Source organism: Bacillus arachidis, from assembly GCF_030285945.1.
GTDB lineage: Bacteria > Bacillota > Bacilli > Bacillales > Bacillaceae_G > Bacillus_A > Bacillus_A arachidis.
Map to the genome: position 1 here is coordinate 2,183,215 of NZ_CP127376.1, position 22,404 is coordinate 2,205,618.

A 22,404-nucleotide genomic window follows, 5' to 3' on the forward strand; every position below is an offset into this window, starting at 1 on the left:
GGGGAGCCAATTTTCATGCGCGAACACACGATTGGAAAAGAACTAAAATCCGAATATACTTAAAATCATTTTACGACGTTTCGGCTTTTCTTCTCGTTCATATGTTGGCGTGATATCAGGTGTGATGTATATTTGTTCTTTTTTCTCAAGGGCAGCTTCTAATTTTTGAATTCTATCCATCATTTCTTCCATTTCTCTGCGATGTTGTAGCAATTGGTAATTGACGACATCATCTGCTTTATCATGCAGTTGTTCTTCTAAACGATTTAAACGGTGTGTAATTGTATTTAATTGTGTAACAAGTTGATCAAAATCAATTGACGGTTCTACTTGTGAAATGGTAGCTGGGGATGAAGGTTGTTCTATTTGAGAACGATGAAACTCTAACATTGTATCTAAGTCGTCTTGAGTAAAAATAAAATGACCGTATTTGTTTTTTTCTATGTTGAGATTCAATTGTTGTGCAATCCGAACCACTGCCTTTGGGCTAACACCTAACTTTTTCGCAATAATGGGTGTTTTATATTCCAAGGTAAATCCCTCCTATATATATCCTGTTGAATGATTTCGAGGTACTAAGCCTCTTCCCTGCATGGATGACAAAAGAAGTGAGGAATCGGCAAAGAAAGTGTTTTTTCACGAAAATTAGTTTTTTAACATATAAATATTTCTAAAAAGAGAAAACAATGTCTCTTTTTAGAAATTACTCCTGTTTGACGGAAAGAAGATAATTAGATTATCATAAATATAAATATCCTCTTTATGTATGCATATAATGTATAAAAAGGTGATAGCGAATGTAGAAACTTGTAAGATGATAAGAAGAGCTTTTTCGTTTGAATAAATTTAGTAGGAGGTGGCTTCCTTGCTTACAGGGTAAGTAAGGAAACGTATTTGGACATATATAGTATAAGTATGGTGATTGTTTTGATTGCCTTAACTGCATTTTTCGTTGCGGCTGAATTTGCAATTGTGAAAGTAAGAAGTTCACGCATCGATTTTTTAATTGCAGCAGGGAATAAACGTGCAGCTTCTGTGAAAACAGTCATTACAAACTTAGACGAGTATTTATCAGCTTGTCAATTAGGGATTACAGTTACAGCTCTTGGACTTGGATGGTTAGGAAAACCGGCGATAAAGCACATGTTTGACTCGCTTTTTGCAAGATGGGAAGTGCCTCCCCAGGTTGCTGATGTTTTAGCTGTGACTCTAGTGTTTATGTTCATTACTTTTTTCCATGTTGTTGTGGGAGAATTAGCACCCAAAACATTGGCAATTCAAAAAGCAGAACAAGTGAGCTTACTTGTTGTGAAACCGCTTATTTTCTTTTATCGAATTGCTTTTCCGTTCATATGGCTTTTAAATGGTTCAGCTCGATATGTAACAAAACTATTCGGTTTACAGACTGCAAAAGAGCACGAGGGAGTCCATTCAGAAGAAGAATTACGGTTATTAGTGTCAGAAAGCTATAAGAATGGAGAAATTAATCAATCTGAATTTAAATATGTAAATAAAATTTTTGAATTTGATGATCGTATTGCAAAAGAAATTATGGTCCCGCGGACAGAAATGCACATTTTAGATAAAGATATGTCTGTTAAAGAAGCATTGCAAAAAATGTCCAATGAGAAATATACAAGATACCCAGTTGTTGATGGGGATAAGGATCATGTTATTGGTTTTGTAAACTTTAAAGATATTTTCACAGATTTTGTGAAACATGGTGCTTTTAGTAAAGAAACAGTGCAGCAGTATATTCGCCCCATTATACTTGTCATTGAATCGATAGCAGTTCATGATTTATTTCTAAAAATGCAACTAGAGCGTACACATATTGCTATATTAATTGATGAATATGGTGGGACATCAGGTCTTGTAACGGTTGAAGATATATTAGAGGAAATTGTTGGTGATATTCAAGATGAATTTGATATAGATGAAAAACCAGAAATTCAACATATTAGTGAAACGAAAACAATTCTTGAAGGAAAAGTACTTGTTAGCGAAGTAAATACATTATTAGGTTTATCAATTGATGATGATGACGTTGATACAATAGGTGGATGGATTTTAACAAAGCACTTAGAAATCTCAGAAGGTGACATTGTTGAAATTGAAGATTATAATTTTTGTGTTAAGGAATTGGATGGTCACTACATTAAGCAAATAGAAGTGACAAAGCGAGTAGTTCCCATTCTAATTTCAGAAACCGAGCAGCCAATATCATTACAGGAACAGGTAAGTTCTTAAAAAATAACAAAAGGTACACTTGCTGTTTAAGCAAGTGTACCTTTTGTTTATAGTGTATTATTCCATCTCTTGTTTAAAAATAGTATCTTCAACATAAATTTGTTCTTTATCTACCGCTGTACTGTGTGCAAGAACTAAACCAATTGGTGTATGTGTACCTTTATTTTGAACGATTGTAAAAGGTACATTTTTTTCGTTTGCTAATTTAATGTATTTTGATAAATGTGGGTAAGAGATGCTGCCGTTTACAAATAGCTGTAATGATTGAGAAGTGCGCATACTGTTAGCTACTTCAGTATAAACGTTGCTTTGCATCACTTGACCGATCGTTAAAGCGATTTCTACACGCTCACGCAATGTGCTTAAGTACATATTGCGTTCTTCTGGTTTGTTTTGCTTTTGGCCATGAATGCCTTCTTGGAGATAATCATCCACATTTTTATTTACCATATTTTTCACACCTTTCATATCTTATTGTACGCAAGAAATGAAAAGTATGCAAAAAAAGTCATTTCAAATACCATATTCAAATTAACTTTATCAACAGAAATTAACAAAATGTGACAACAATCTCTTAACGAAATCTGTTTTTTGTGTTAATATTCAAAATATATAGGGTATTCGTCGCATGGAAATGGAGGAAATGGGGGTTTTTCCAATCGATAAGGATATTAAAGAAGTATTTTGTTCGCACTTGAAAAACAATAGGCATCAATTCGTAGAGAACTGGAAAAACAAAATGATAATCTCCGAAAAAGATCCATTTAAGCAAGAAGTAACTCGAAACGGTGAGAATGTATTAGAGTTAATTGTCGAACTTATTATGGAAGAAAGGGATATAACTCTACTACAACCGTTATGTGAAAAAATGGCAATTGAACGGGCGGGGGCAGACGCAAATATTGGAGATTTTGTTTATAACGCGAATGTAGGAAGAAATGAACTATTTGAAGCAATGTGCGAATTAGATGTAAAGGCTCGTGAGCTAAAACCAATTATAACAAAAATACATACTTGTTTTGACAGATTAATTTATTATACGGTTTTAAAATATTCGGAAATTATATCGAGAAATTTAGAAGAAAAACAGCAATATATAAATGAAACACATAAAGAAAGGTTGACGATTTTAGGACAAATGTCAGCTAGTTTTGTTCATGAGTTTCGAAATCCATTAACCTCAATTATGGGGTTTGTGAAGTTATTGAAATTAGATCATCCAAATTTATCATATTTGGATATTATTTCACATGAATTGGATCAATTAAATTTTCGTATTTCGCAATTTTTACTCGTTTCAAAAAAAGAAATGTGGAATGAGTCTGAGCGATTTTGGCTAAATGATTTGTTTCATGAAATTATTCATTTCTTATATCCAAGTTTAGTTAATACGAATGTTTCAATTGAAAAAAACTTACCGTATCCTATTTCATTTATGGGATACCGTAGTGAAGTGAGACAAGTTTTTCTAAATATTTTAATGAACTCAATCGATGCTCTAGAAGTGATTAAAGAAAATCGTAAAATTATTATCGATGTATGTGAAGAGGAAGAAAGGATTCATATCGTTATTAAAAATAATGGCCCAATGATTCCAGCAGAAAGTATCGAAACGATTTTTGAACCATTTGTCACGACAAAGAAATTAGGAACCGGTATCGGTTTATTTGTATGTAAACAAATTGTCGAGAAGCATAATGGATCAATTACGTGTCACTCTAATGCAGAATGGACAGAATTTCAAATTTCATTTCAAAAGTAAAGAGAAAAAATTCTACACCAACGGTTATGGTGTAGAATTTCTAATTTGTAAGAATCACTGCTTCTAACTTTGGAGATTGATTCGAATAGCCTACTAATGAGAATGTATAAATTGTGTTTGGCTCTACTTTGACATCTGGAATGGTTATAAGAACCTCTTTAGTATCAGCAAGAGAGATCTGAATATCAGCTGTTCCAGGGCTCACCTGTAAATAATCTGTTATTTGTTTAAATAAGACATTTTCAAATAAATGATCCCCACCTTTTATAGATATGTGAACAGCAGGAGTATCAGGTGAAAAATGTGAAAACCTTATTTTTGCTTGACCAGATTGTAAAGGCGTATTATCAAGTATTGGTTGCAATTGTATATGTGTATCAGTGCTAATTGCTGCAAGCGTATAGGAGTGGTTGCCTATCATAGGAACAAGTGCTGAGAAAATAGGTGTTTCGCTACCAACAGGAACAAGATCAACTCGGTACTGCCCTTGAGCTAAAGACAAATAAGGGCTGTATTGTTTGAAAGAAATGTTTTTAATTACCTTCTGTCCGTTTACTAAAAAATCAATAGCTGGTGTATGAGGAGAAGCGTGAAATATTCTCATATAGGATGGCAATGTTGCCTCTTGAGAATCACGTTTTTCATACGCATATACGAGTTTGGTAATCGCACTATGATATTTCATATATAATTCCATGTATTTTTTGGGATTGGTATATTGATAGTAACGAGCAAGTTGTTCATACAGGGCTGCTTCTTGTCCATATTTTTCAATTTCAGGTTGAGTCATGTAAATTCCTCCTTTTTTATCACTATCACTATATGCATTTCGGAAACGAGCTTATGCAACAAAAATGATTCGGAAAATGAAAATGGGACCGGATAGTGTATGTGATGTCATACATTTTACGCATATAAAAATCTCTAGCTGAGCTAGGGATTTTTTGATTTATAGGCAAACGCACATACAAAGTGATAGTTGTCCTACATAATTTATTAAGGAAAATTAATTTTTAAGTGGCGGGGGGAGTGGAACAAATTATGTGGGGATATGGATATCCTGGTAGTTACTGTGGATACGGTTATGGCGGCGGAGGTTGCGGTACAGGTTCTGGATTTGCGTTGGTTGTTGTATTATTTATTTTATTAATCATTATCGGGGCATGTTGGGTTCGATAATCACCAATAAAGGGCGTCATGCTGAACTGGTTAATGATTGTTAATCGGTTCCTTCTTTTTTATTTTCATATAAACTCGTATTTCAAATATCAGTTGGAACACTTTAACACAAAAAATAAATGTAGAAGTTGCAGTGGGATAAACTAATGATGGTAAAGGTTATCCAAAAGCTGTGAAGTTAATTGTTAAACATGTACTTAAAAATTTGAAATTACATTGAATGGAAGTATGTGTAAGATTACATAAGGTTGTATCTATGTTGCATATTAGGGTAGAGCCTTACTGCTCGCGAATAACGAGATAAAGAAAGGATAGCTAAAAAAGTTAATGGAAATGAAACATAAGAGGAGCGTTAGGTGTTAGCAATAAAAAATGAAAAGGATTAAATATAATACTTGTAAAAAAATAAAATATCAAAAAGAATCTTCCTGCCCTTTCTTAGGTAAATCGTACAGAAAGGACAGGAAGAAAAATGGTTTATACTATAATCAAATATATCTATTGATTTTGTATACGTTGTTCTGTATCAACATCGAAAAAGTGTGCTTTCGTTAAACTAAAAGCTAACGGAAGCTTATCGGTAGCTTTAATTTCTGAACGAGCGTTGATTCGTGCAACAAAGTTTTGACTTGCAAGTTTTCCATGAATCATCGTTTCAGCACCTAATAATTCAGCGACTTCAACTGTAATTTCGACAGTTGATTCAGGAGAAGACTGAAGAACAATTGGTTCATCATGAATGTCTTCGGGACGAATACCGAGTATGATTTCTTTTCCATTATATCCTTTTTTCTTTAATGATTTTAGTTGGCCATCTGGTATTCTAAAACGAATGTTTTCGATATGAAAATAGTTATCTTTTAATGTTCCAGTAAAGAAATTCATAGCTGGGGAACCAATGAATCCACCAACAAAAATGTTTTCAGGAGCATCATATACTTCTTTTGGCGTACCAACTTGCTGGATGATACCATCTTTCATAACAACAAGGCGTGATGCCATTGTCATTGCTTCTGTTTGATCATGTGTTACATAGATAGTAGTCGTGTTTAACCGGCGATGAAGTTTAGAGATTTCAGAACGCATACTTACGCGCAATTTTGCGTCTAAATTGGATAGAGGTTCATCCATTAAAAACACTTTTGCGTCACGAACGATAGCTCTTCCCAATGCAACACGTTGGCGTTGTCCACCTGATAATGCCTTTGGTTTTCGTTTTAAGTAATCTTCAAGTCCTAAGACTTTCGCAGCCTCTGTTACGCGGCGATTAATTTCATCTTTTGGAAGTTTGCGTAGTTTCAAGCCAAACGCCATATTATCATAAACAGACATATGTGGGTATAGTGCGTAATTTTGAAATACCATCGCAATGTCGCGATCTTTTGGCGCAACATCATTCATACGTTCTCCATCAATATAAAATGAACCATCAGAAATGTCTTCTAGACCTGCAATCATACGTAGAGTTGTTGATTTTCCGCATCCAGAAGGACCGACAAATACGATAAACTCTTTATCTTCAATATGTAAATTAAAGTCAGAAACAGCAGTTGTTTTATTATCATAAACTTTAAAAATATGATCCAATACAAGTTCTGCCAAGATTACTCACTCCTTTTTTGAATTAATTGAATTATAAGTTTTTTTAGAGTGTAGGTAAATTGGCAGGTTGCACAAAAAAATGATAGGTTTTTATGCAAGTTTACGAGATGCCCAAAGAAAGAAATGCCATATAAACTGCTACAGCGCCTTCAAATGTTTTGATATTAATTCCCGTTTTCTCAATGAATTTATCAATTCGATACTGCAAGGTATTGCGATGCAAATATAATTGTTTCGCTGCAAGTGATACATTTAAATTACATTGGAAGAATACTTTAACACTATCGATTAGCTCTTTGTCATTTGAAATGTGTGCTAATAATTGATACGTGTACTTTTCTCTTTCTTCTTTTGGTAATGAGATTAGTAATTGATAGGGGAGCAGTTGTTCAATGTGTGTAATTTTATTGGATAAATAGGGAGAAAGAAAAGAAAATAAATTTCGCTCCCATTGATACAGACGAGCAATTTCATTTGTTTGCGTATAGTGTCTTCCAATAAAGAAGGATAGAGATATAAAAAAATCTGCTTCTAATGTATCAAGGGCTGTTTGTAATATAGATTCCGATATATCTTCTTCTAAGACGAGAACGCCTGCTTGAGAAGTTTCCCATATCGTTGTAGTGGAGAAAGAAAACATGGATTCTAAAGCATCTTGAAACTCTTCTCTTTCTATTATAGATTGATTTGTGAAAAAATGTAAGAAACGAACAGACACGATAGGAATATCCTTATTTTGATATAACGCTTCATACCAAGACTTTTCTTTTTCTGTTTCATACATTGTATCAGTATGAATGGGTGTTAAGATTGATGAAAGTAATTGACATTCCTTTTGGTGTAAGCGGGATTTACGAATCCCTACTTTGTTTCCTTCAAATAAAAACCACCTATACTCTTCAGACAATACGGCTTCATTAATCTTTATATCTTTACCGTAATATGTTTTTAATTGTTGAATCATAGGAACACTCCTTTTCTTTTTATGAGATAAATAGAATTATATTATTCAGCTATGAATAAAAACGCTCATGATTTTTGAATAATCAGAAAAATAATCACGGAAGAAAAAGTTGTAATGGAATACTTCATAACAAATGGTAATGACAACATGATATCATGATTTAATGTGTTATTTATATAACAATATATCATGGAGAAGAATGTAGTTGCGGTGAGAAAGGGTGTTAAGTGGTGTGTAGTTCACTCCCAAATTCATTATTATTGAGGTCGTGATCACTGAACAAGGTGAATTATTTTTGAAACAACTTGAAGAAAGGTTGTAACACGCGGTGATGGACATCTATCAAAAAAGATAAATATTGTTCTAGCAGCGTTACACAATCATGTTGGGAGAGTGCTATAGATGGAGGTGTTCTGTAAGAGGAGAAACCTCATACAGAGGAATAGCAAATTTGTTTTTTCTCAGTAAAAAATATTTTGTAAAATGCAATAAAAGCATGTTTTTTAATAGAAATAAATAGATGACGAAAATTTTAAAAATAAATATATGAAAGAAACCTCCTATGATTGAGTAATCATAGGAGGTTTCTTTTTGAAAAATTTGTCTAATTTTGTTGAAAAATATGACGGATAAACTAAATAAATAGGAAGGAAATTGGCGGGAGTTTCGTCGAAGTTTACACAATGTCAGCAATTGAGCGAAGCTGATGGTATGGTAAAAAAATAATTAGGTAGTATATTTTTCAGGCATGTTTTTTATAGGGGGGAGGATTTTTTAAGAAGGATAAAGGGTGAGTCTTTTGTTGTGTTTCTGAATTTTTATTTTTTTATTTTAATTTTTAGCACTCATTTGTATATTTTATAATAGTTTTTTGATAAATTCACTGCGCTTGCAGAGGATTCTTTTTTATGAAAGAAACGTCAATTTTCTTCATATATATATACAAATTGGAGAAATGGGGGAGCGCTATGCGCGATTACTTAATTAAGCCACTTGTTGGTCAGCCGTATCCAATGATTTCACATGGAAAAGGTGTGTACTTGTATGATCAAAATGGTAACAAATATTTTGATGGTTCGTCAGGAGCGATTACGGCAGGTATCGGACATGGCGTAACAGAGATTGCGGAAGTGATTAGAAAGCAGGCAGAGGAGATTGCTTTTGTGTATCGCTCACAGTTTACGAGCGAGCCAGCTGAGAAGTTAGCAAAGAAGTTAAGCGATTTAAGTGTAGGAGATTTAAACTGGAGTTTCTTTGTGAATAGTGGTACGGAAGCAAATGAAACGGCTATGAAAATTGCGATTCAACATTTTCAAGAGCGCGGTATTCAAGGAAAACATAAAATTTTGTCACGCTGGATGAGTTATCATGGTATTACAATGGGAGCTTTATCAATGTCGGGGCATCCACTTCGTCGTCAGCGATTTGTATCTATTTTAGAAGATTACCCAACTGTACCAGCACCATATTGTTTCCGTTGTCCGGTGCAGAAAGTATATCCGACGTGTCAGCTTTCTTGCGCGACTGAGCTAGAACGAGCAATTGAGCGAATTGGTGCAGAACATATTGCGGCTTTTATAGCGGAACCGATTATTGGCGCGGCAGGCGGTGCAATTGTACCACCGAAAGAATATTATAAGGTCATTAAAGATATTTGCAGTCATTATGATATTTTATTGATTGCTGATGAAGTTATGACAGGTCTTGGACGTACTGGATCTTGGTTTGCGATGGAGCACTGGGGTGTGGAGCCGGACATCATGACGCTAGGAAAGGGACTAGGTGCTGGTTATACACCGATGGCCGCGACGGTTGTGAGTGACCGTGTGATGGAACCGATTTTAAGAGGGTCACGCTCTGTGATGAGCGGGCATACGCTTAGTGCCAATCCATTGTCAGCCGCGACAGCTTTAGCGGTTATTGAATACATGGAGAAACATAACCTGCCTGAGAAAACAGCAGAAAAAGGAGAATATTTAATAAAAGGTTTGCAAAAAGTTCAGCAGCAATCGACAATTATTGCAGATGTGCGCGGAAAAGGATTCTTGATTGGAGTAGAATTGCAACCGTTTACAAAAGCGTCTGAACTCATTTCAGTCGCGGCGAAAAATGGACTTCTTTTATATCAAGCTGTATCAGGGCAAGCAGGAAAAGAGGATAGTGCGTTGCTTGTTGCACCGCCGATGACAACTACATATTCCGAGTTAGATGAATTACTTGAGATTTTTGCGAAAAGTGTGGAAGAGATGATGCAAAAAGGAGGTCACAGTGTCGTATGACAATTATTACAAATACATTTGGAAAATTAAAAGAAATTGAAGACGTTATCTCGCTATTTCATGATGATATGACGTTAATGTTTGGGGGATTTGGCGGAATTGGCTCTCCTCCATCATTAATACAGGCTATTGTAGATAAAGAAATTTCAAATTTACATTTAGTCGGAAATGATACAGGGTTTCCAGATGTAGGAATTGGCCGCCTTGTAACAAAAGAGCGAGTAAAATCATTAATTACTTCACATATTGGTTCAAATCCAAATGCAGGAAGACAGTTAAATGAGGGGCGATTACATATTGAGTTTTCACCTCAGGGAACGCTAGCAGAAAGGATTCGCGCTGGTGGTGTTGGACTTGGCGGGATTCTTGTCGATGTCGGCGTAGATACGATTGTGGAGGAAGGAAAGCGAACAATTGAGATGAACGGAAAAACATATTTAGCGGAAACAGCTTTAACTGCAGAGGTATCGATTGTATATGCGAAGAAGGCGGATCCGTTTGGGAATCTTGTGTTTGATAAAAGTGCTCGTAACATGAATCCGCATGTTGCGATGGCTGGAGATATTACAATTGTTGAGGCAGAAGAAATCGTACCACTTGGGAGTTTAGATCCTGAGGAAATTGTTGTTCCAGGTGTTTTTGTAGATTATATTGTACCGTCGGAAGGAGTGAATTGGAAATGGGTATGGGAGTAGAAGTAAGAGATAAGATTGCAAGGCGTGCTGCGAAAGAGATTCAAAATGGAATGATTGTTAATTTAGGGATTGGTATTCCTTCTCTTGTACCTAACCATTTACCAGAAGATATACATGTTATGTTCCATGCGGAAAACGGCATCGTTGGAATGGGGCCAACGCCAAGTAAAGGAAATGAAGATGAAAATTTGTGTAATGCGGCTGGATTGCCGACGTCACTCATTACAGGAGCAAGTTATTTTGATAGCTGCACAGCATTTGGAATGATTAGAAAAGGCTTGCTTGATGTGACAATACTTGGTTCACTGCAAGTAAGTGAAAAAGGAGATTTAGCAAATTGGATTGTTCCGGGGAAACGGGTTCCTGGTATTGGCGGAGCGATGGATTTAGCGCAAAAAGCAAAACGGGTTGTTGTTGTGATGAATCACGTTGATAAGTATGGAAATGCAAAAGTTGTTTCAGAATGTACGCTTCCATTAACGTCGAAAAAGTGCGTGGATTTAATTATTACAGATATGGCTGTAATAGAAGTTACATCTGAAGGATTAATACTACAAGAGCTAATGAGTCCTTATACAGTTGAGGATGTAAAACAAAATACGGAGGCATCTTTTCATGTGAGTTCTAATTTACTTGTGATTGAATGAGGGGAGCTAACAAATATGGAGCAATTAAAAAAACAAGTGTGTGATTATATTGAAAGTCATGAAGGAGAAAGTGTAAAGTTCTTAAAACGATTAATTCAAGAAAAAAGTGTATCTGGAGATGAGAGCGGCGCGCAAGCAATTGTCATTGAAAAGCTACGTGAATTAGGTTTAGATCTTGATATTTGGGAGCCTTCTTTTACAAAAATGAAAGATCATCCGTATTTTGTATCTCCAAGAACGAATTTTTCAGATAGCCCAAATATCGTTGCGACACTAAAAGGAAGCGGCGATGGAAAATCAATGATTTTAAATGGACACATTGATGTTGTACCAGAAGGTGATGTGAATCAGTGGGAACACCATCCATATAGTGGTGAGAAAGTAGGGAATCGCATATACGGTCGTGGAACAACGGATATGAAGGGCGGAAATGTGGCTCTTATGTTGGCGATGGAGGCAATTATAGAACTGGGTATTGAATTAAAAGGAGATATTTATTTTCAAAGTGTAATAGAAGAAGAGAGCGGTGGAGCAGGTACTTTAGCAACAATTTTGCGAGGGTATAAGGCGGATGGGGTTATCATTCCAGAACCAACAAATATGAAGTTTTTCCCGAAGCAACAAGGGTCAATGTGGTTTCGCTTGCATGTGAAAGGAAAAGCAGCGCATGGTGGGACTCGTTATGAAGGAGTTAGTGCGATTGAAAAAAGCATGTTTGTTGTTGAGCATTTGAGACAATTAGAACAGAAAAGAAATGAACGAATTACAGACCCGTTATATAAAGAAATTCCAATCCCTGTTCCAATCAATGTTGGGAAAATTGAAGGTGGTAGCTGGCCAAGCTCCGTACCAGATTCGTTGATTTTAGAAGGAAGATGTGGAGTTGCACCGAATGAGACGATAGAGGCTGTAAAAGAAGAATTTGAAAATTGGATAGAGCAATTAAAGAATGTAGATCCATGGTTCGAAGAATATCCAGTAGAGGTAGAATGGTTTGGGGCAAGATGGGTTCCAGGTGAATTAGATGAGGAGCATGTACTCATTACAACACTTCAAGATAATTTTGCTCAAATTGAAGGAAGAAATCCAATTGTAGAAGCTGCACCATGGGGGACAGATGGTGGTTTGTTTACACAAATCGCAGAAATCCCAACTATTATATTTGGACCAGGAGAGACAAAGGTAGCCCACTATCCAAATGAATACATTGAAGTGGATAAAATGATTGCCGCAGCAAAAATTATAGCATGCACATTACTAGACTGGTGCGAGGTGAAAAAATGAAATATTATGAATCATTTAGAGAACAGACAAACTACTATACTGTAGAAGGAGCGCTAGATTATTTTAATAAACGTATTCGGGTAGAGCATTATACAGGAAATGTAGAAAGTCTTATGCAAAAAATAGAAGAGTTAGCAGAGAAGCATTCTTTCACTAAATGCATTATAAAAGGAAAGGGAGAGCATGTTTCGACTTGGCTCTCTTTTGGCTTTTTATTAGAAGCGACAATTCCACATTATTTTCAAGGGCATGATGCATACTTTTTCGTGAAATATCGTGATGATGAAAGACGAAATAGTATTCAGTGGGCTGAAGAGGATCATATTATAAATGGTGTGAGAGAAAAGGAAGTAAAGGAGAAGCAAGTTCCAGAGAAATTTATCCTAAGAAAAGCGACAGAGGCAGACGCAGAAGAATTGGCAAGTGTGTTTGGAAAAGTGTTTGAAATTTATCCGACACCGTTAAATGAAGCAGACTATATTGTTCAGACGATGAAAGAAGATACAATTTATTATGTGTATGAATCAGAAGGACGTATTATTAGCACTGCTTCAGCAGAAATGAATGTGAAAGAAGGTAATGCAGAATTAACGAATTGTGCAACTTTACCGGAATGTCGAAAACATGGACTTATGAAAAGTTTACTCATTAAGTTAGAAGAAGAATTACAAGAGAGAGCAATCTTTTGTTCTTACACAATTGCACGTTCACTTTCATTTGGCATGAATGCAGCTTTTCATCAGCTAGGATATACATACACAGGAAGGCTAGCAAATAATTGTTATATTTTTGATAAATTAGAAGATATGAATGTATGGGTAAAAGATTTATCTCGCATGAATGGGTAGTAAGTTCTTTACTTGAAAGTTCAGAGTGTCTAATTGGAGCGGGTTAATCATCAGTGGGGATGATTAACCCACTGATTCAAGCTGTACTTTATCTCTTGTTGGCGGGAAAGTAGTAATATGAAATAAATAGAAAAATAGAACGGAATCGTCATGCTTATAATCGCGCACAGGGGTGCCGGAAATTCGGCATGTAATTTGCTGAATTTTTAGCAGGAGGAGGGATGACATTGCTGGCAGTTTCGACACAAGAAGTCATTGAAGCGATTTTGGGCAGTATTGATGAAGCGATTCATGCGGTGGATGAAAATGGTATTACAATTTTTTATAATACTGTTGCTGCAAAACACGATGGGTCCAAGATTGAGAATGTATTAGGGAAGCATTTATTAGAAGCATTCCCGTCTTTATCAAGGGAAACGAGTACACTTATGAAAGTTCTAGATACACAAAAGCCGATTTTACATCAAGTACAGCGTTATCAAAATTTAAATGGTGAAGATGTCTGTACTGTAAATACCACATTACCTATTTTTATAGAAGATAAAATTGCGGGTGCTGTTGAAATTGCAAAAGATTACTCAACGATTCAAAAATTAACGGATACAATTGTTGATTTGCAATCGAAAATGAAACGATCTTCTAGGAAGAAGGTAACAAAAAAACATGTTGCTTTTAATACAATTGTGACGAATGATTTTCGCTTTAAACAAACAAAAGATTTAGCGCAAAAGGTAGCTCCAACAAATGCAAATGTTTTAATATACGGAGAAACAGGAACAGGAAAAGAACTATTTGTACAAGCGATTCATGAGGCTTCAAACCGTAAAAACAAACCGTTTATTGCCCAAAACTGTGCAGCTCTTCCAGAGTCATTACTAGAAAGTCTATTATTTGGGACAACTAAAGGGAGTTATACTGGAGCTATTGAACGTGCGGGGTTATTTGAACTTGCAGATGGAGGGACATTATTTTTAGATGAATTAAATTCAATGCCTCTTGATCTGCAGGCGAAAATGCTACGCGCATTAGAGGATGGAGTAATTCGTCGCATCGGTGATAGTAAAACGAGAAAAGTGGATGTACGTGTCATTACTGCGATGAATCAGCCGCCAGAGATATGTTTGCGTGAAAATAAAATTCGTACCGATTTATATTATCGTTTAAATGTATTTTCGTTATACATTCCACCGCTTCGTGAGCGAAAAGAAGATGTATTATTGTTAGCGTCTTACTTTTTAAGAGACTATAACAAAGAATATAAAAAAGAGGTACTGCATATTGACAATGAGACGAAGGAAAGATTACTAGCCTATCATTGGCCTGGAAATGTAAGGGAGTTAAAGCACACGATTGAACATGCTGTAATTATTGCAGAAGGAGGTTCATTAACAGTTAGTTGTTTACCCCGAACATTTCGAAAAGAAGTAGAGTTAAGGAAAAAGAAGAAGTCTATTCTGCCATTACGTGAGGCACTGCATCAAACAGAAAAAGAATTAATCGATCGAGCGTTAGTGGAAACGGATGGGAATATTTTGCAAGCTGCTAAGCTATTAGGTATTCCAAGGCAAACATTGCAGTATAAATTAAACAAGTATGACAAAACCGCCGAATAATCGGCGGTTTTTGAGTGTTTGCACCAAAAAAGAGCGCTTACATATACAGAAAGTAACGAATATTGTATTGAATCGAGCGCCATTTAAAATAAAAAAATATTTTTTTCTTATATAATAGGGTATCTTTCGTCACCACTTCTTGAAAATGTATAGTTGGCATAATTATTGCTTATATAAATGGCGAGCGTAAAAAAAGGGGGAATAGCAATGTTACATGATGTATACAAACCAAATCGTCACTGGAAAGAGATCGAATTATGGAAAGATGTTACAGAAGAGCAATGGAATGATTGGGTTTGGCAATTAACGAATACGATCAAAACGTTAGATGATTTAAAGAAAGTGATTAATTTGACACCAGAAGAAGAAGAAGGTGTTAAAATTTCAACGAAAACAATTCCGTTAAATATTACACCGTACTATGCTTCTCTTATGAATCCTGATGATCCACGCTGTCCGATTCGGATGCAATCTGTACCGATTTCGGAAGAATTATATAAAACAAAGTATGATTTAGAAGATCCGCTTCATGAAGATGAAGATTCACCAGTTCCAGGCTTAACACATCGCTATCCAGACCGCGTGTTATTTCTAGTTACAAATCAATGTTCTATGTATTGTCGTTATTGTACACGTCGTCGTTTTAGTGGACAAATTGGAATGGGTGTTCCGAAAAAACAATTAGATGATGCTATTGCTTATATTCGTGAAACACCACAAGTGCGTGATGTTTTAATCTCTGGTGGTGACGGTCTTCTTATTAATGATAAAATTTTAGAATACGTATTAAAGAACTTACGAGCAATTCCTCATGTGGAAATTATCCGTATTGGAACGAGAGCACCAGTTGTATTCCCACAACGTATTACAGAAAATCTATGTAACATTATTAAAAAATATCACCCAGTATGGTTAAATACACATTTTAATACTTCTATTGAAATTACGGAAGAATCAAAACTAGCATGTGAAATGCTCGCAAATGCTGGTGTGCCAATTGGAAACCAAGCGGTAATTTTAGCAGGAATTAACGACAGTGTACCAATTATGAAAAAGCTGATGCATGATTTAGTTAAAATTCGTGTTCGTCCGTATTATATTTATCAATGTGATTTATCAGAAGGTATTGGTCACTTCCGTGCACCGGTTTCCAAAGGGTTAGAAATTATTGAGGGACTACGTGGACATACATCTGGTTATGCAGTGCCAACATTCGTTGTCGATGCCCCAGGTGGAGGCGGAAAAATTGCGCTTCAGCCAAATTATTTAATTTCACAAAGTGCGGATAAGGTTGTTCTTCGTAACTTTGAAGGTGTTATTACAACGTATCCAGAACCAGAAAATTATGTGCCAGGAAGAGCTGAAGGTTATTTTAAAGAGATTTATCCAACTTATGAAGAAAAACGCTCTGATATCGGTGTAGCAGGGTTGATGAGTGATAAGAAATTCAATCTTGTTCCGGATGATTTGCAACGTATGAATCGCCGCAAAGACTATGAAACAAATGAAACACATTCTTCCTTAAAGGATAAACGTGATAAGCGTGATCAGTTAAAAGATAAAAAATACCAAGCTCAAATGGCGAAATTAGAAGAAAATACAGAAGCTGAGGGTGACGCAGTATGAATTGTATGTGGTGTGACAGTACAGAGGCGAAAGAAAGTCTGAATACTGTATATTGGGAATTGCCAGATGGTACAAAAGCCATTGAAATTCAAAAGACACCATGTATTTCTTGCTCATCATGTGGAATGGACTATCAGCCTGATCATGTTGTAAAAGAAATAGAAGATCAGTTGTTTTTAATTTATACAAAAGATTTACCAAAACAATTAACATATGAAGAGTTAATGGAGCGCCCACGTCTACTAAAAAGAAATTATTTTGACTTTTAACCAGCAATTATGCTGGTTTTTTTCTTTTTCCGCTTGTATAATGTATCCAAGTTAGAAAGGTAGGGAATATTTTTGAAAAAGTCATTTTATCACTATATGATGAAGCATCGTGCGTCTTTAATCAAAAATGAAATATCGGATTTTGCTGAAGCTATGTATGACGATTTAAGTTTTCCGAAGCAATCAGAAGATTACGATGAAATTAGTTCGTATTTAGAATTAAGTGGATTACTGGATAGTATGTCTATTTTTGATGAAGCATGGGAGCTATACATACAAGAAAGATAACGAGCAAACATATACTACAAATATATCTACACTGGTACATCACTCTATAAAAAGTGATGTATTTTTTATTGGAAAAATTTTTGAATATAAGCTCATGTGATAAGCGTTTTTTAATCGTTTGCATATACTGTTATCAAAAATCACGACTTTAAAAAGGAGAGATATAAATGGCAAGAAAAAAACAACCTAAATATAATGTAGGAGATATAGTCGTGATTACACTATATGGAACTGTTGGTAAAATCACAAATATGAAAATGTTAGATGGCGTTTATGTATATGAAGTTAATAATCATGATGGATATTATGTGGAACAAACACTTCAACATGTCACGGAACAAGAAATGAAAAAAGGTGAAACAGAATGGATTGAATTACGATATCATTTTACGTTCGGTGATCTTGTGCAAGTTACGGGTTATGATAAAGATGTCTTTCGTATCGTTGGATTTCGTACAGAAGTGTGGCGATATAAAAATGATGCATGGGAAGATACAATATATGAATTATCGAGAATCACAGATGGTGAGTGGTTAGAGGCTGATGAATCAGATTTAACATTGCTTGCGAATGCACAAACGGCTAATGCCATCTTGAAAAAAATGAAACAAGATAAAGCAGGGATGAATAAATTAGATCTTGGAAAATTGAAGTCAATCAATAATTCCAAAAAGGTAAGTATTAAAACGAGCAGACAAGAAATTATTGATGGATTATTAGATATTTATAATGACTATCAATTATTATATGAAACATTTCAAGATGAAGAATATAAAATTGTAATGGATGTCGTTCATAATTATTTAGTTAAATTAACAGAGAAAAAATAACTAGAAAGCAAGAAGGAACTGAACAAAAATATAAGCTGTGTAAGGTATACCTACAATTGTTAAAAAAATAATAAGCCCTTTGATGACAGAGTCTGCCCATTTATCTTCATGCATGAACTCTTCTTTTCTTTGTTCCATTTTATTTCCCCCTTCAAATAGCTTGTACTACATCGTATGCTGTAAGACGAGTCAATATGACTGACAAATATGATATGGAAAAGAAAATCTATTTTTCTAATCTCGTATACATAATTTTGAAATTCCTTCATAAAACAGAAATAAAGGAGTGATGCTCATGAAGGAAATTGAGGTCGTAATTGATACGGAAGAAATTGCGGAGTTTTTTTATGAGCAACTAATAGAGAGAGGGTATGTACCAAAGCGAGAAGAGATTGAAGATCTCGCTGATATTACATTTGAGTATTTACTAGAAAAATGTATGATTGATGAAGTGTTTGATGAGGATGAAGGGTGAAAGTAACGACGGGAAAAACTCGTCGTTTTTTACACTTCAAAATCATTTCTTTACAAACTTGTCACAAATATAAAAGATTATTATTGGTATAATAAAAAGAAAATTTTAAACAAGAGGTGAAGGGATGTTCAAAAAAATTATTGATTCTTTACTAGGAAAGAAGAATAGACATCGTTCCTACTCAAGTAGTGATTATCGTCATAGAGGTCGCTCGTATTCAAGTAGCGATTATAATAAGAGGAGAAATCCCCATGGCTATGGACATCAGCATTATAAAAGAAAACACAAAAGTCGTAGCTTTTTTTCAAGTAGTTGATGAAGTGGCGTGATATACTTGCTTGGTTTGATAGGCCGCTGCACAATGATACAATTGTCTCGCAACGCTATAAAATTGAATCAGTAATTGGAATGGGTAGCTATGGTTTTACATATATCGTTTATGATTTAGAAACGAAAGAGAAAAAAGTTTTAAAACAATTAAGACAAAGTAAGCAAAGGTATAAGTCAGGTAGAAGGTCGTTTGCGCAAGAGCAAACAATTTTAGAGCAGTTAAATCATCCGGCAATACCGAGCTTATATGATAGTTTTATATGGAAAAAACAGCCGTTTTTTGTAATGGAGTACATGTCGGGTAAGAATTTCGAAGATTTCATTTTTAGAGATGGACATGTATATGAAGAGCAAGAAGCTTTTCATATTTTATATAAGGTACTTGAGATTGTTTCTTATTTTCATAGTAAAGGTATTATTCATCGAGACTTACGAATTCCAAACATTTTAATGAAAGAGGGACAAATCAGCATTATCGATTTTGGATTAGCTAAATTTATAGAAGAAATCGATGAACGGGCATCTACCTATGAAGGAGAACAAGCCTATATGCGAGAGGTTCATTATCGTAGTGATTTTTATGCACTAGGTCACTTTACATTATTTTTATTATACTCTGGCTATGAATCTACTGTAGAAGAAGAAAGGCCATGGTATGAAGAGTTGCAGATAATGAAAGAAAACTGTGAAATTATTATGCGAATGTTGCGGATGAAGTCTCCTTATTATGAAAATATACAAGAAGTTAGAGAAGATGTACGCCATGTATTAGAAAGGATGGGAGATACATGTTTCAAAAATTTTTAGCGAGCGTTGGAGTAGGAAGCGCGAAAGTAGATACAGTTCTTGAAAAAGAAGAATATTTAGTAGGAGAAGAAATTGTAGGTGTAGTTCACATTACAGGTGGAGCAGTTAGTCAACAAATTGAAAGCATTTACTTAACATTAACGACGTCGTATATACGAGAAGTAGATGATAAAAAAGTAAGCGCTACATTCGATTTAGAACGAGTACGTTTAACCGATCCGATTACGATATCTCCAAATGAAAAAGTAGAAATTCCATTTTCATTCCCAATGCCAATTGAAGCGCCGCTTACATTTGGGATGAAAAATGTTTGGGTTCATACAGGTCTTGATATTAAGCGAAGTATTGATCCGAGTGATCGCGATTACATTCAGGTGTTACCGAATGCATTATTTAACAGTGTGTTAGATAGCGCAAAACAATTAGGATTCAGGCTTCGTCAAGCAGAATGTGAAGAATTGCCACACCGATTACGTACCAATATTCCATTTGCACAAGAATTTGAGTTCATTCCAGTTTCAGGACAGTATTATGGAAAGTTGGATGAATTGGAATTATTAATTCTACCACGTGCCTATGATCGATTAGATATTGTTATGGAAGTAGACAGAAAAGCCCGTGGGCTAGCAGGACTATTTTCAGAAGCATTAGACTTAGATGAAAGAGTCGTTCGTTTTACTGTAACGCGTGAAGATATCCCAGCTATGCAGCAAAAAATTAACAGTTATATTTCTTAATAAAAGATGCATAAAAAAGAAATGGAGAGGAAAACTAAAACAACCGCTCCATTTCTTATTTTTATATAGTGAGGTTATGTATGTGAAACGATATCGACATGTATACTTGTTAATTGTGTTTCTCATTTGTTTTGTCGGATTATCACTTTCGTATCATACCGCTTGCATTGAAAAATTTGATGATGTTATTTCCAAATTTATTCAAAGTTTTCGGAACGAGTATTTGACAGCTTATTTCACCTGGATGTCTTATATTGGTTCAAAGAAAATATATTTCCCATTATTAATCATAGTTGTAATGTACTTTCTTATTCGAAAAAAGTTGTTAGGTGCGTTATTTTTAATCGTTAATTATTATGGATCTCGTTATCTTAACAACCTTTTAAAATTATGGTACGAACGACCAAGACCAGATGTATCGCAGCTTGTTACAGCTACAGGATATAGCTTTCCAAGTGGCCACTCGATGAATGCTACAGCATTTCTAGGATTTATCGCTTATGTAACAATCACGGAACATCGTATTACATTGCATAGAAAGTTGTTAATTATTTTAATTACATGTTTCGTTATATTTTCTATTTCTGTTAGCCGCGTATATCTTGGTGTTCATTATCCATCCGATATATTAGCGGGTTGGGCAGCGGGGGGAAGTTGGCTCATTTTATGTATTATGTTTCACCAAACATTCATCAAAAAAGAACCTATGTCATCATAGGTTCTTTTTGCGTAGGTTCTACATGAATATGAGTGTATAAAATTCCAAATCTTTCTTCTAACATTTCTTCAATTTCATCGGTAATATGATGGCTTTTACTCACGTCCATATGAGCATCTACTTCAATCGTAATATCCACATACGTTTGGTTCCCATACATACGTGCACGAATATCAACAATATTTTCAACACCAGAAACGAGCTTGACAGCATGTGAATATTCTTCCATTTTATCCGGATCGATGCCATCGGTTAACATATGAGAGGCTTCTGTAAAAATATCCCACGCAGTTTTACAAATAATAAAGCCGACAATTAAGGCTGCAATTGGATCGAGGATAGGCATGTCGAACTGTGATGCTACAATACCGACAACTGTACCTATACTAACGAGAGCATCGGATAAATTATCTTTTGCTGCGGCTTCTAGTGCTTTACTTTTTGTGCGCTGCGCAATTTTATTATTATATTTATACACAATGTACATGACGACAGCACAAAATAAGGCAACCCAAGCTGCAAGTACATTAGGCGCCGTTTTCTGTGGAGTGAAAAACGATTGAATTGCACTTACGATAACTTCAAGTCCGACCGTTGCCATAATAAAGGAGGCGACAAGTGAAGCAATTTGTTCTGCACGAGAATGACCATATGGATGATCTGGATCACGAGGTTTTCGAGAAATTTTTAAACCGATTAATACAGCTATAGAAGCACCGATATCTGTTAAATTATTTAAACCGTCTGCACGTAATGCACTGGAAAGAGCAATATAGCTAATTGCGATTTTTAGTGACGCTAAAAATATGTAGGCAATAATGCTGACAATGGCTCCTTTATCAGCTTCTTTATTAGAAAGTGAATTCATAACGATCACTCACCTTTCTGTTAGGAATTTCTTTCTAGTAATAGAGTATCAAACGGAACTCGTGTGGGTCTATACAAACATTGTTGACGCTTTATAGCTTTTTAAGTAGGGGATAACAAAGTTAGCTTAGGGCAAAAAGATTAATATATATACATCAAAAATATTTCTGATTATAATTAATGATGAGAATATTAGTAATATATGGGGGAATAGCAATTAGTGAATAAAAAGGCAACAGTTAAAATAGGGGTATTGTTTACAATTTTATTAATTGTATGTGTTTTTTATGGGTATAAGAGTTTAAATAGTTTTTTACTCTGGGACGAACTCGGT

Annotated in this window: 25 protein-coding genes; 18 read left to right on the forward strand and 7 right to left on the reverse strand. The window is 35.1% G+C overall.

The genetic code is table 11. The features are described 5' to 3' along the window. Window positions 1-42: 42 nt before the first annotated feature. Window positions 43-531: a chromosome segregation protein gene (locus QRY57_RS12700; protein WP_286017625.1), complete on the reverse strand. Its 489-nt coding sequence runs from the start codon at window positions 529-531 to the stop codon at window positions 43-45. Between the two features lie 384 nt (window positions 532-915). On the opposite strand from QRY57_RS12700, the gene QRY57_RS12705 reads away from it, so the two are divergent. Then, window positions 916-2,250 carry a hemolysin family protein gene (locus tag QRY57_RS12705; protein WP_286017852.1) on the forward strand — a complete coding sequence of 445 codons (1,335 nt, stop codon included), beginning with the start codon at window positions 916-918 and terminating at the stop codon, window positions 2,248-2,250. Between the two features lie 57 nt (window positions 2,251-2,307). Here the strand turns inward: QRY57_RS12705 and QRY57_RS12710 are convergent, their stop codons facing one another. After that, window positions 2,308-2,700, reverse strand: coding sequence for a YueI family protein (locus tag QRY57_RS12710; protein ID WP_286017626.1), 393 nt, complete (start codon window positions 2,698-2,700; stop codon window positions 2,308-2,310). A gap of 178 nt (window positions 2,701-2,878) precedes the next feature. On the opposite strand from QRY57_RS12710, the gene QRY57_RS12715 reads away from it, so the two are divergent. Next, window positions 2,879-4,012: a BA2291 family sporulation histidine kinase gene (locus QRY57_RS12715; RefSeq protein ID WP_349775674.1), complete on the forward strand. Its 1,134-nt coding sequence runs from the start codon at window positions 2,879-2,881 to the stop codon at window positions 4,010-4,012. A 40-nt stretch (window positions 4,013-4,052) separates the two neighbouring features. On the opposite strand, the gene QRY57_RS12720 is transcribed toward QRY57_RS12715, so the two are convergent. Next, a complete protein-coding gene (locus QRY57_RS12720; protein WP_286017627.1) occupies window positions 4,053-4,802 on the reverse strand; it encodes a DUF4397 domain-containing protein in 750 nt (249 codons plus the stop codon). A 251-nt stretch (window positions 4,803-5,053) separates the two neighbouring features. Between QRY57_RS12720 and QRY57_RS12725 the strand changes: the two genes are divergently transcribed. Continuing rightward, window positions 5,054-5,191, forward strand: coding sequence for a YjcZ family sporulation protein (locus tag QRY57_RS12725; RefSeq protein ID WP_035415787.1), 138 nt, complete (start codon window positions 5,054-5,056; stop codon window positions 5,189-5,191). 498 nt (window positions 5,192-5,689) lie between these two features. On the opposite strand, the gene QRY57_RS12730 is transcribed toward QRY57_RS12725, so the two are convergent. Together QRY57_RS12730 and QRY57_RS12735 are read right to left on the reverse strand one after the other, a co-directional pair. Next, window positions 5,690-6,793: an ABC transporter ATP-binding protein gene (locus tag QRY57_RS12730; RefSeq protein ID WP_286017628.1), complete on the reverse strand. Its 1,104-nt coding sequence runs from the start codon at window positions 6,791-6,793 to the stop codon at window positions 5,690-5,692. A 100-nt stretch (window positions 6,794-6,893) separates the two neighbouring features. Further along, complete coding sequence (locus QRY57_RS12735) at window positions 6,894-7,757, reverse strand: PucR family transcriptional regulator (RefSeq protein WP_286017629.1); 864 nt, start codon at window positions 7,755-7,757, stop codon at window positions 6,894-6,896. Window positions 7,758-8,725: 968 nt separating this feature from the next. On the opposite strand from QRY57_RS12735, the gene QRY57_RS12740 reads away from it, so the two are divergent. The 10 genes from QRY57_RS12740 (at window position 8,726) to QRY57_RS12785 (ending at window position 18,136) form a co-directional block, all read left to right on the forward strand. After that, the gene (locus QRY57_RS12740) at window positions 8,726-10,036 is read left to right on the forward strand and encodes an aspartate aminotransferase family protein (RefSeq protein WP_098302510.1); all 1,311 of its coding nucleotides are present in this window, start codon (window positions 8,726-8,728) and stop codon (window positions 10,034-10,036) included. After that, on the forward strand, window positions 10,033-10,731 hold the full coding sequence (locus QRY57_RS12745; RefSeq protein ID WP_286017630.1) for a CoA transferase subunit A: 699 nt from the start codon (window positions 10,033-10,035) through the stop codon (window positions 10,729-10,731). The genes QRY57_RS12740 and QRY57_RS12745 overlap by 4 nt, the downstream gene beginning before the upstream one ends. Then, the gene (locus tag QRY57_RS12750; protein WP_026594336.1) at window positions 10,716-11,378 is read left to right on the forward strand and encodes a CoA transferase subunit B; all 663 of its coding nucleotides are present in this window, start codon (window positions 10,716-10,718) and stop codon (window positions 11,376-11,378) included. Before QRY57_RS12745 ends, QRY57_RS12750 begins: the two co-directional genes overlap by 16 nt. Window positions 11,379-11,393: 15 nt before the next feature. Continuing rightward, window positions 11,394-12,662 (forward strand): peptidase, encoded by a 1,269-nt coding sequence (locus QRY57_RS12755; protein WP_286017631.1) that lies wholly within the window; start codon window positions 11,394-11,396, stop codon window positions 12,660-12,662. Further along, window positions 12,659-13,510 (forward strand): putative beta-lysine N-acetyltransferase, encoded by an 852-nt coding sequence (gene ablB, locus QRY57_RS12760; RefSeq protein ID WP_286017632.1) that lies wholly within the window; start codon window positions 12,659-12,661, stop codon window positions 13,508-13,510. Before QRY57_RS12755 ends, ablB begins: the two co-directional genes overlap by 4 nt. Window positions 13,511-13,731: 221 nt before the next feature. Further along, window positions 13,732-15,123, forward strand: a complete 1,392-nt coding sequence (locus QRY57_RS12765; RefSeq protein ID WP_090689187.1) for a sigma-54 interaction domain-containing protein — start codon at window positions 13,732-13,734, stop codon at window positions 15,121-15,123. Between the two features lie 207 nt (window positions 15,124-15,330). Then, window positions 15,331-16,749, forward strand: coding sequence for a lysine 2,3-aminomutase (gene kamA, locus QRY57_RS12770; RefSeq protein WP_090689191.1), 1,419 nt, complete (start codon window positions 15,331-15,333; stop codon window positions 16,747-16,749). Next, a complete protein-coding gene (locus tag QRY57_RS12775) occupies window positions 16,746-17,018 on the forward strand; it encodes a YokU family protein (RefSeq protein ID WP_017149664.1) in 273 nt (90 codons plus the stop codon). Before kamA ends, QRY57_RS12775 begins: the two co-directional genes overlap by 4 nt. Window positions 17,019-17,090: 72 nt before the next feature. After that, a complete protein-coding gene (locus tag QRY57_RS12780) occupies window positions 17,091-17,306 on the forward strand; it encodes a YozE family protein (RefSeq protein WP_026594341.1) in 216 nt (71 codons plus the stop codon). Window positions 17,307-17,473: 167 nt separating this feature from the next. Continuing rightward, window positions 17,474-18,136 (forward strand): germination protein YodN, encoded by a 663-nt coding sequence (locus QRY57_RS12785; protein WP_026594342.1) that lies wholly within the window; start codon window positions 17,474-17,476, stop codon window positions 18,134-18,136. Here the strand turns inward: QRY57_RS12785 and QRY57_RS12790 are convergent, their stop codons facing one another. Then, window positions 18,137-18,274, reverse strand: a complete 138-nt coding sequence (locus QRY57_RS12790; RefSeq protein WP_081811136.1) for a DUF3930 family protein — start codon at window positions 18,272-18,274, stop codon at window positions 18,137-18,139. 157 nt (window positions 18,275-18,431) lie between these two features. Here QRY57_RS12790 and QRY57_RS12795 point away from each other — a divergent pair, with 157 nt between their 5' ends. From QRY57_RS12795 to QRY57_RS12815, 5 genes are all read left to right on the forward strand, one after another. Next, a complete protein-coding gene (locus QRY57_RS12795; RefSeq protein ID WP_003197525.1) occupies window positions 18,432-18,611 on the forward strand; it encodes a YozD family protein in 180 nt (59 codons plus the stop codon). Between the two features lie 124 nt (window positions 18,612-18,735). After that, the gene (locus QRY57_RS12800; RefSeq protein ID WP_081811137.1) at window positions 18,736-18,927 is read left to right on the forward strand and encodes a hypothetical protein; all 192 of its coding nucleotides are present in this window, start codon (window positions 18,736-18,738) and stop codon (window positions 18,925-18,927) included. Next, a complete protein-coding gene (locus tag QRY57_RS12805) occupies window positions 18,927-19,748 on the forward strand; it encodes a serine/threonine protein kinase (RefSeq protein ID WP_286017633.1) in 822 nt (273 codons plus the stop codon). The genes QRY57_RS12800 and QRY57_RS12805 overlap by 1 nt, the downstream gene beginning before the upstream one ends. Beyond that, window positions 19,730-20,485: a sporulation protein gene (locus QRY57_RS12810; RefSeq protein ID WP_208018693.1), complete on the forward strand. Its 756-nt coding sequence runs from the start codon at window positions 19,730-19,732 to the stop codon at window positions 20,483-20,485. Before QRY57_RS12805 ends, QRY57_RS12810 begins: the two co-directional genes overlap by 19 nt. Window positions 20,486-20,567: 82 nt before the next feature. Next, window positions 20,568-21,203 carry a phosphatase PAP2 family protein gene (locus tag QRY57_RS12815; RefSeq protein WP_026594345.1) on the forward strand — a complete coding sequence of 212 codons (636 nt, stop codon included), beginning with the start codon at window positions 20,568-20,570 and terminating at the stop codon, window positions 21,201-21,203. Here the strand turns inward: QRY57_RS12815 and QRY57_RS12820 are convergent. Next, a complete protein-coding gene (locus tag QRY57_RS12820; protein ID WP_286017634.1) occupies window positions 21,190-22,071 on the reverse strand; it encodes a cation diffusion facilitator family transporter in 882 nt (293 codons plus the stop codon). The two genes, QRY57_RS12815 and QRY57_RS12820, sit on opposite strands and share 14 nt — an antisense overlap. Window positions 22,072-22,404: the final 333 nt, after the last annotated feature.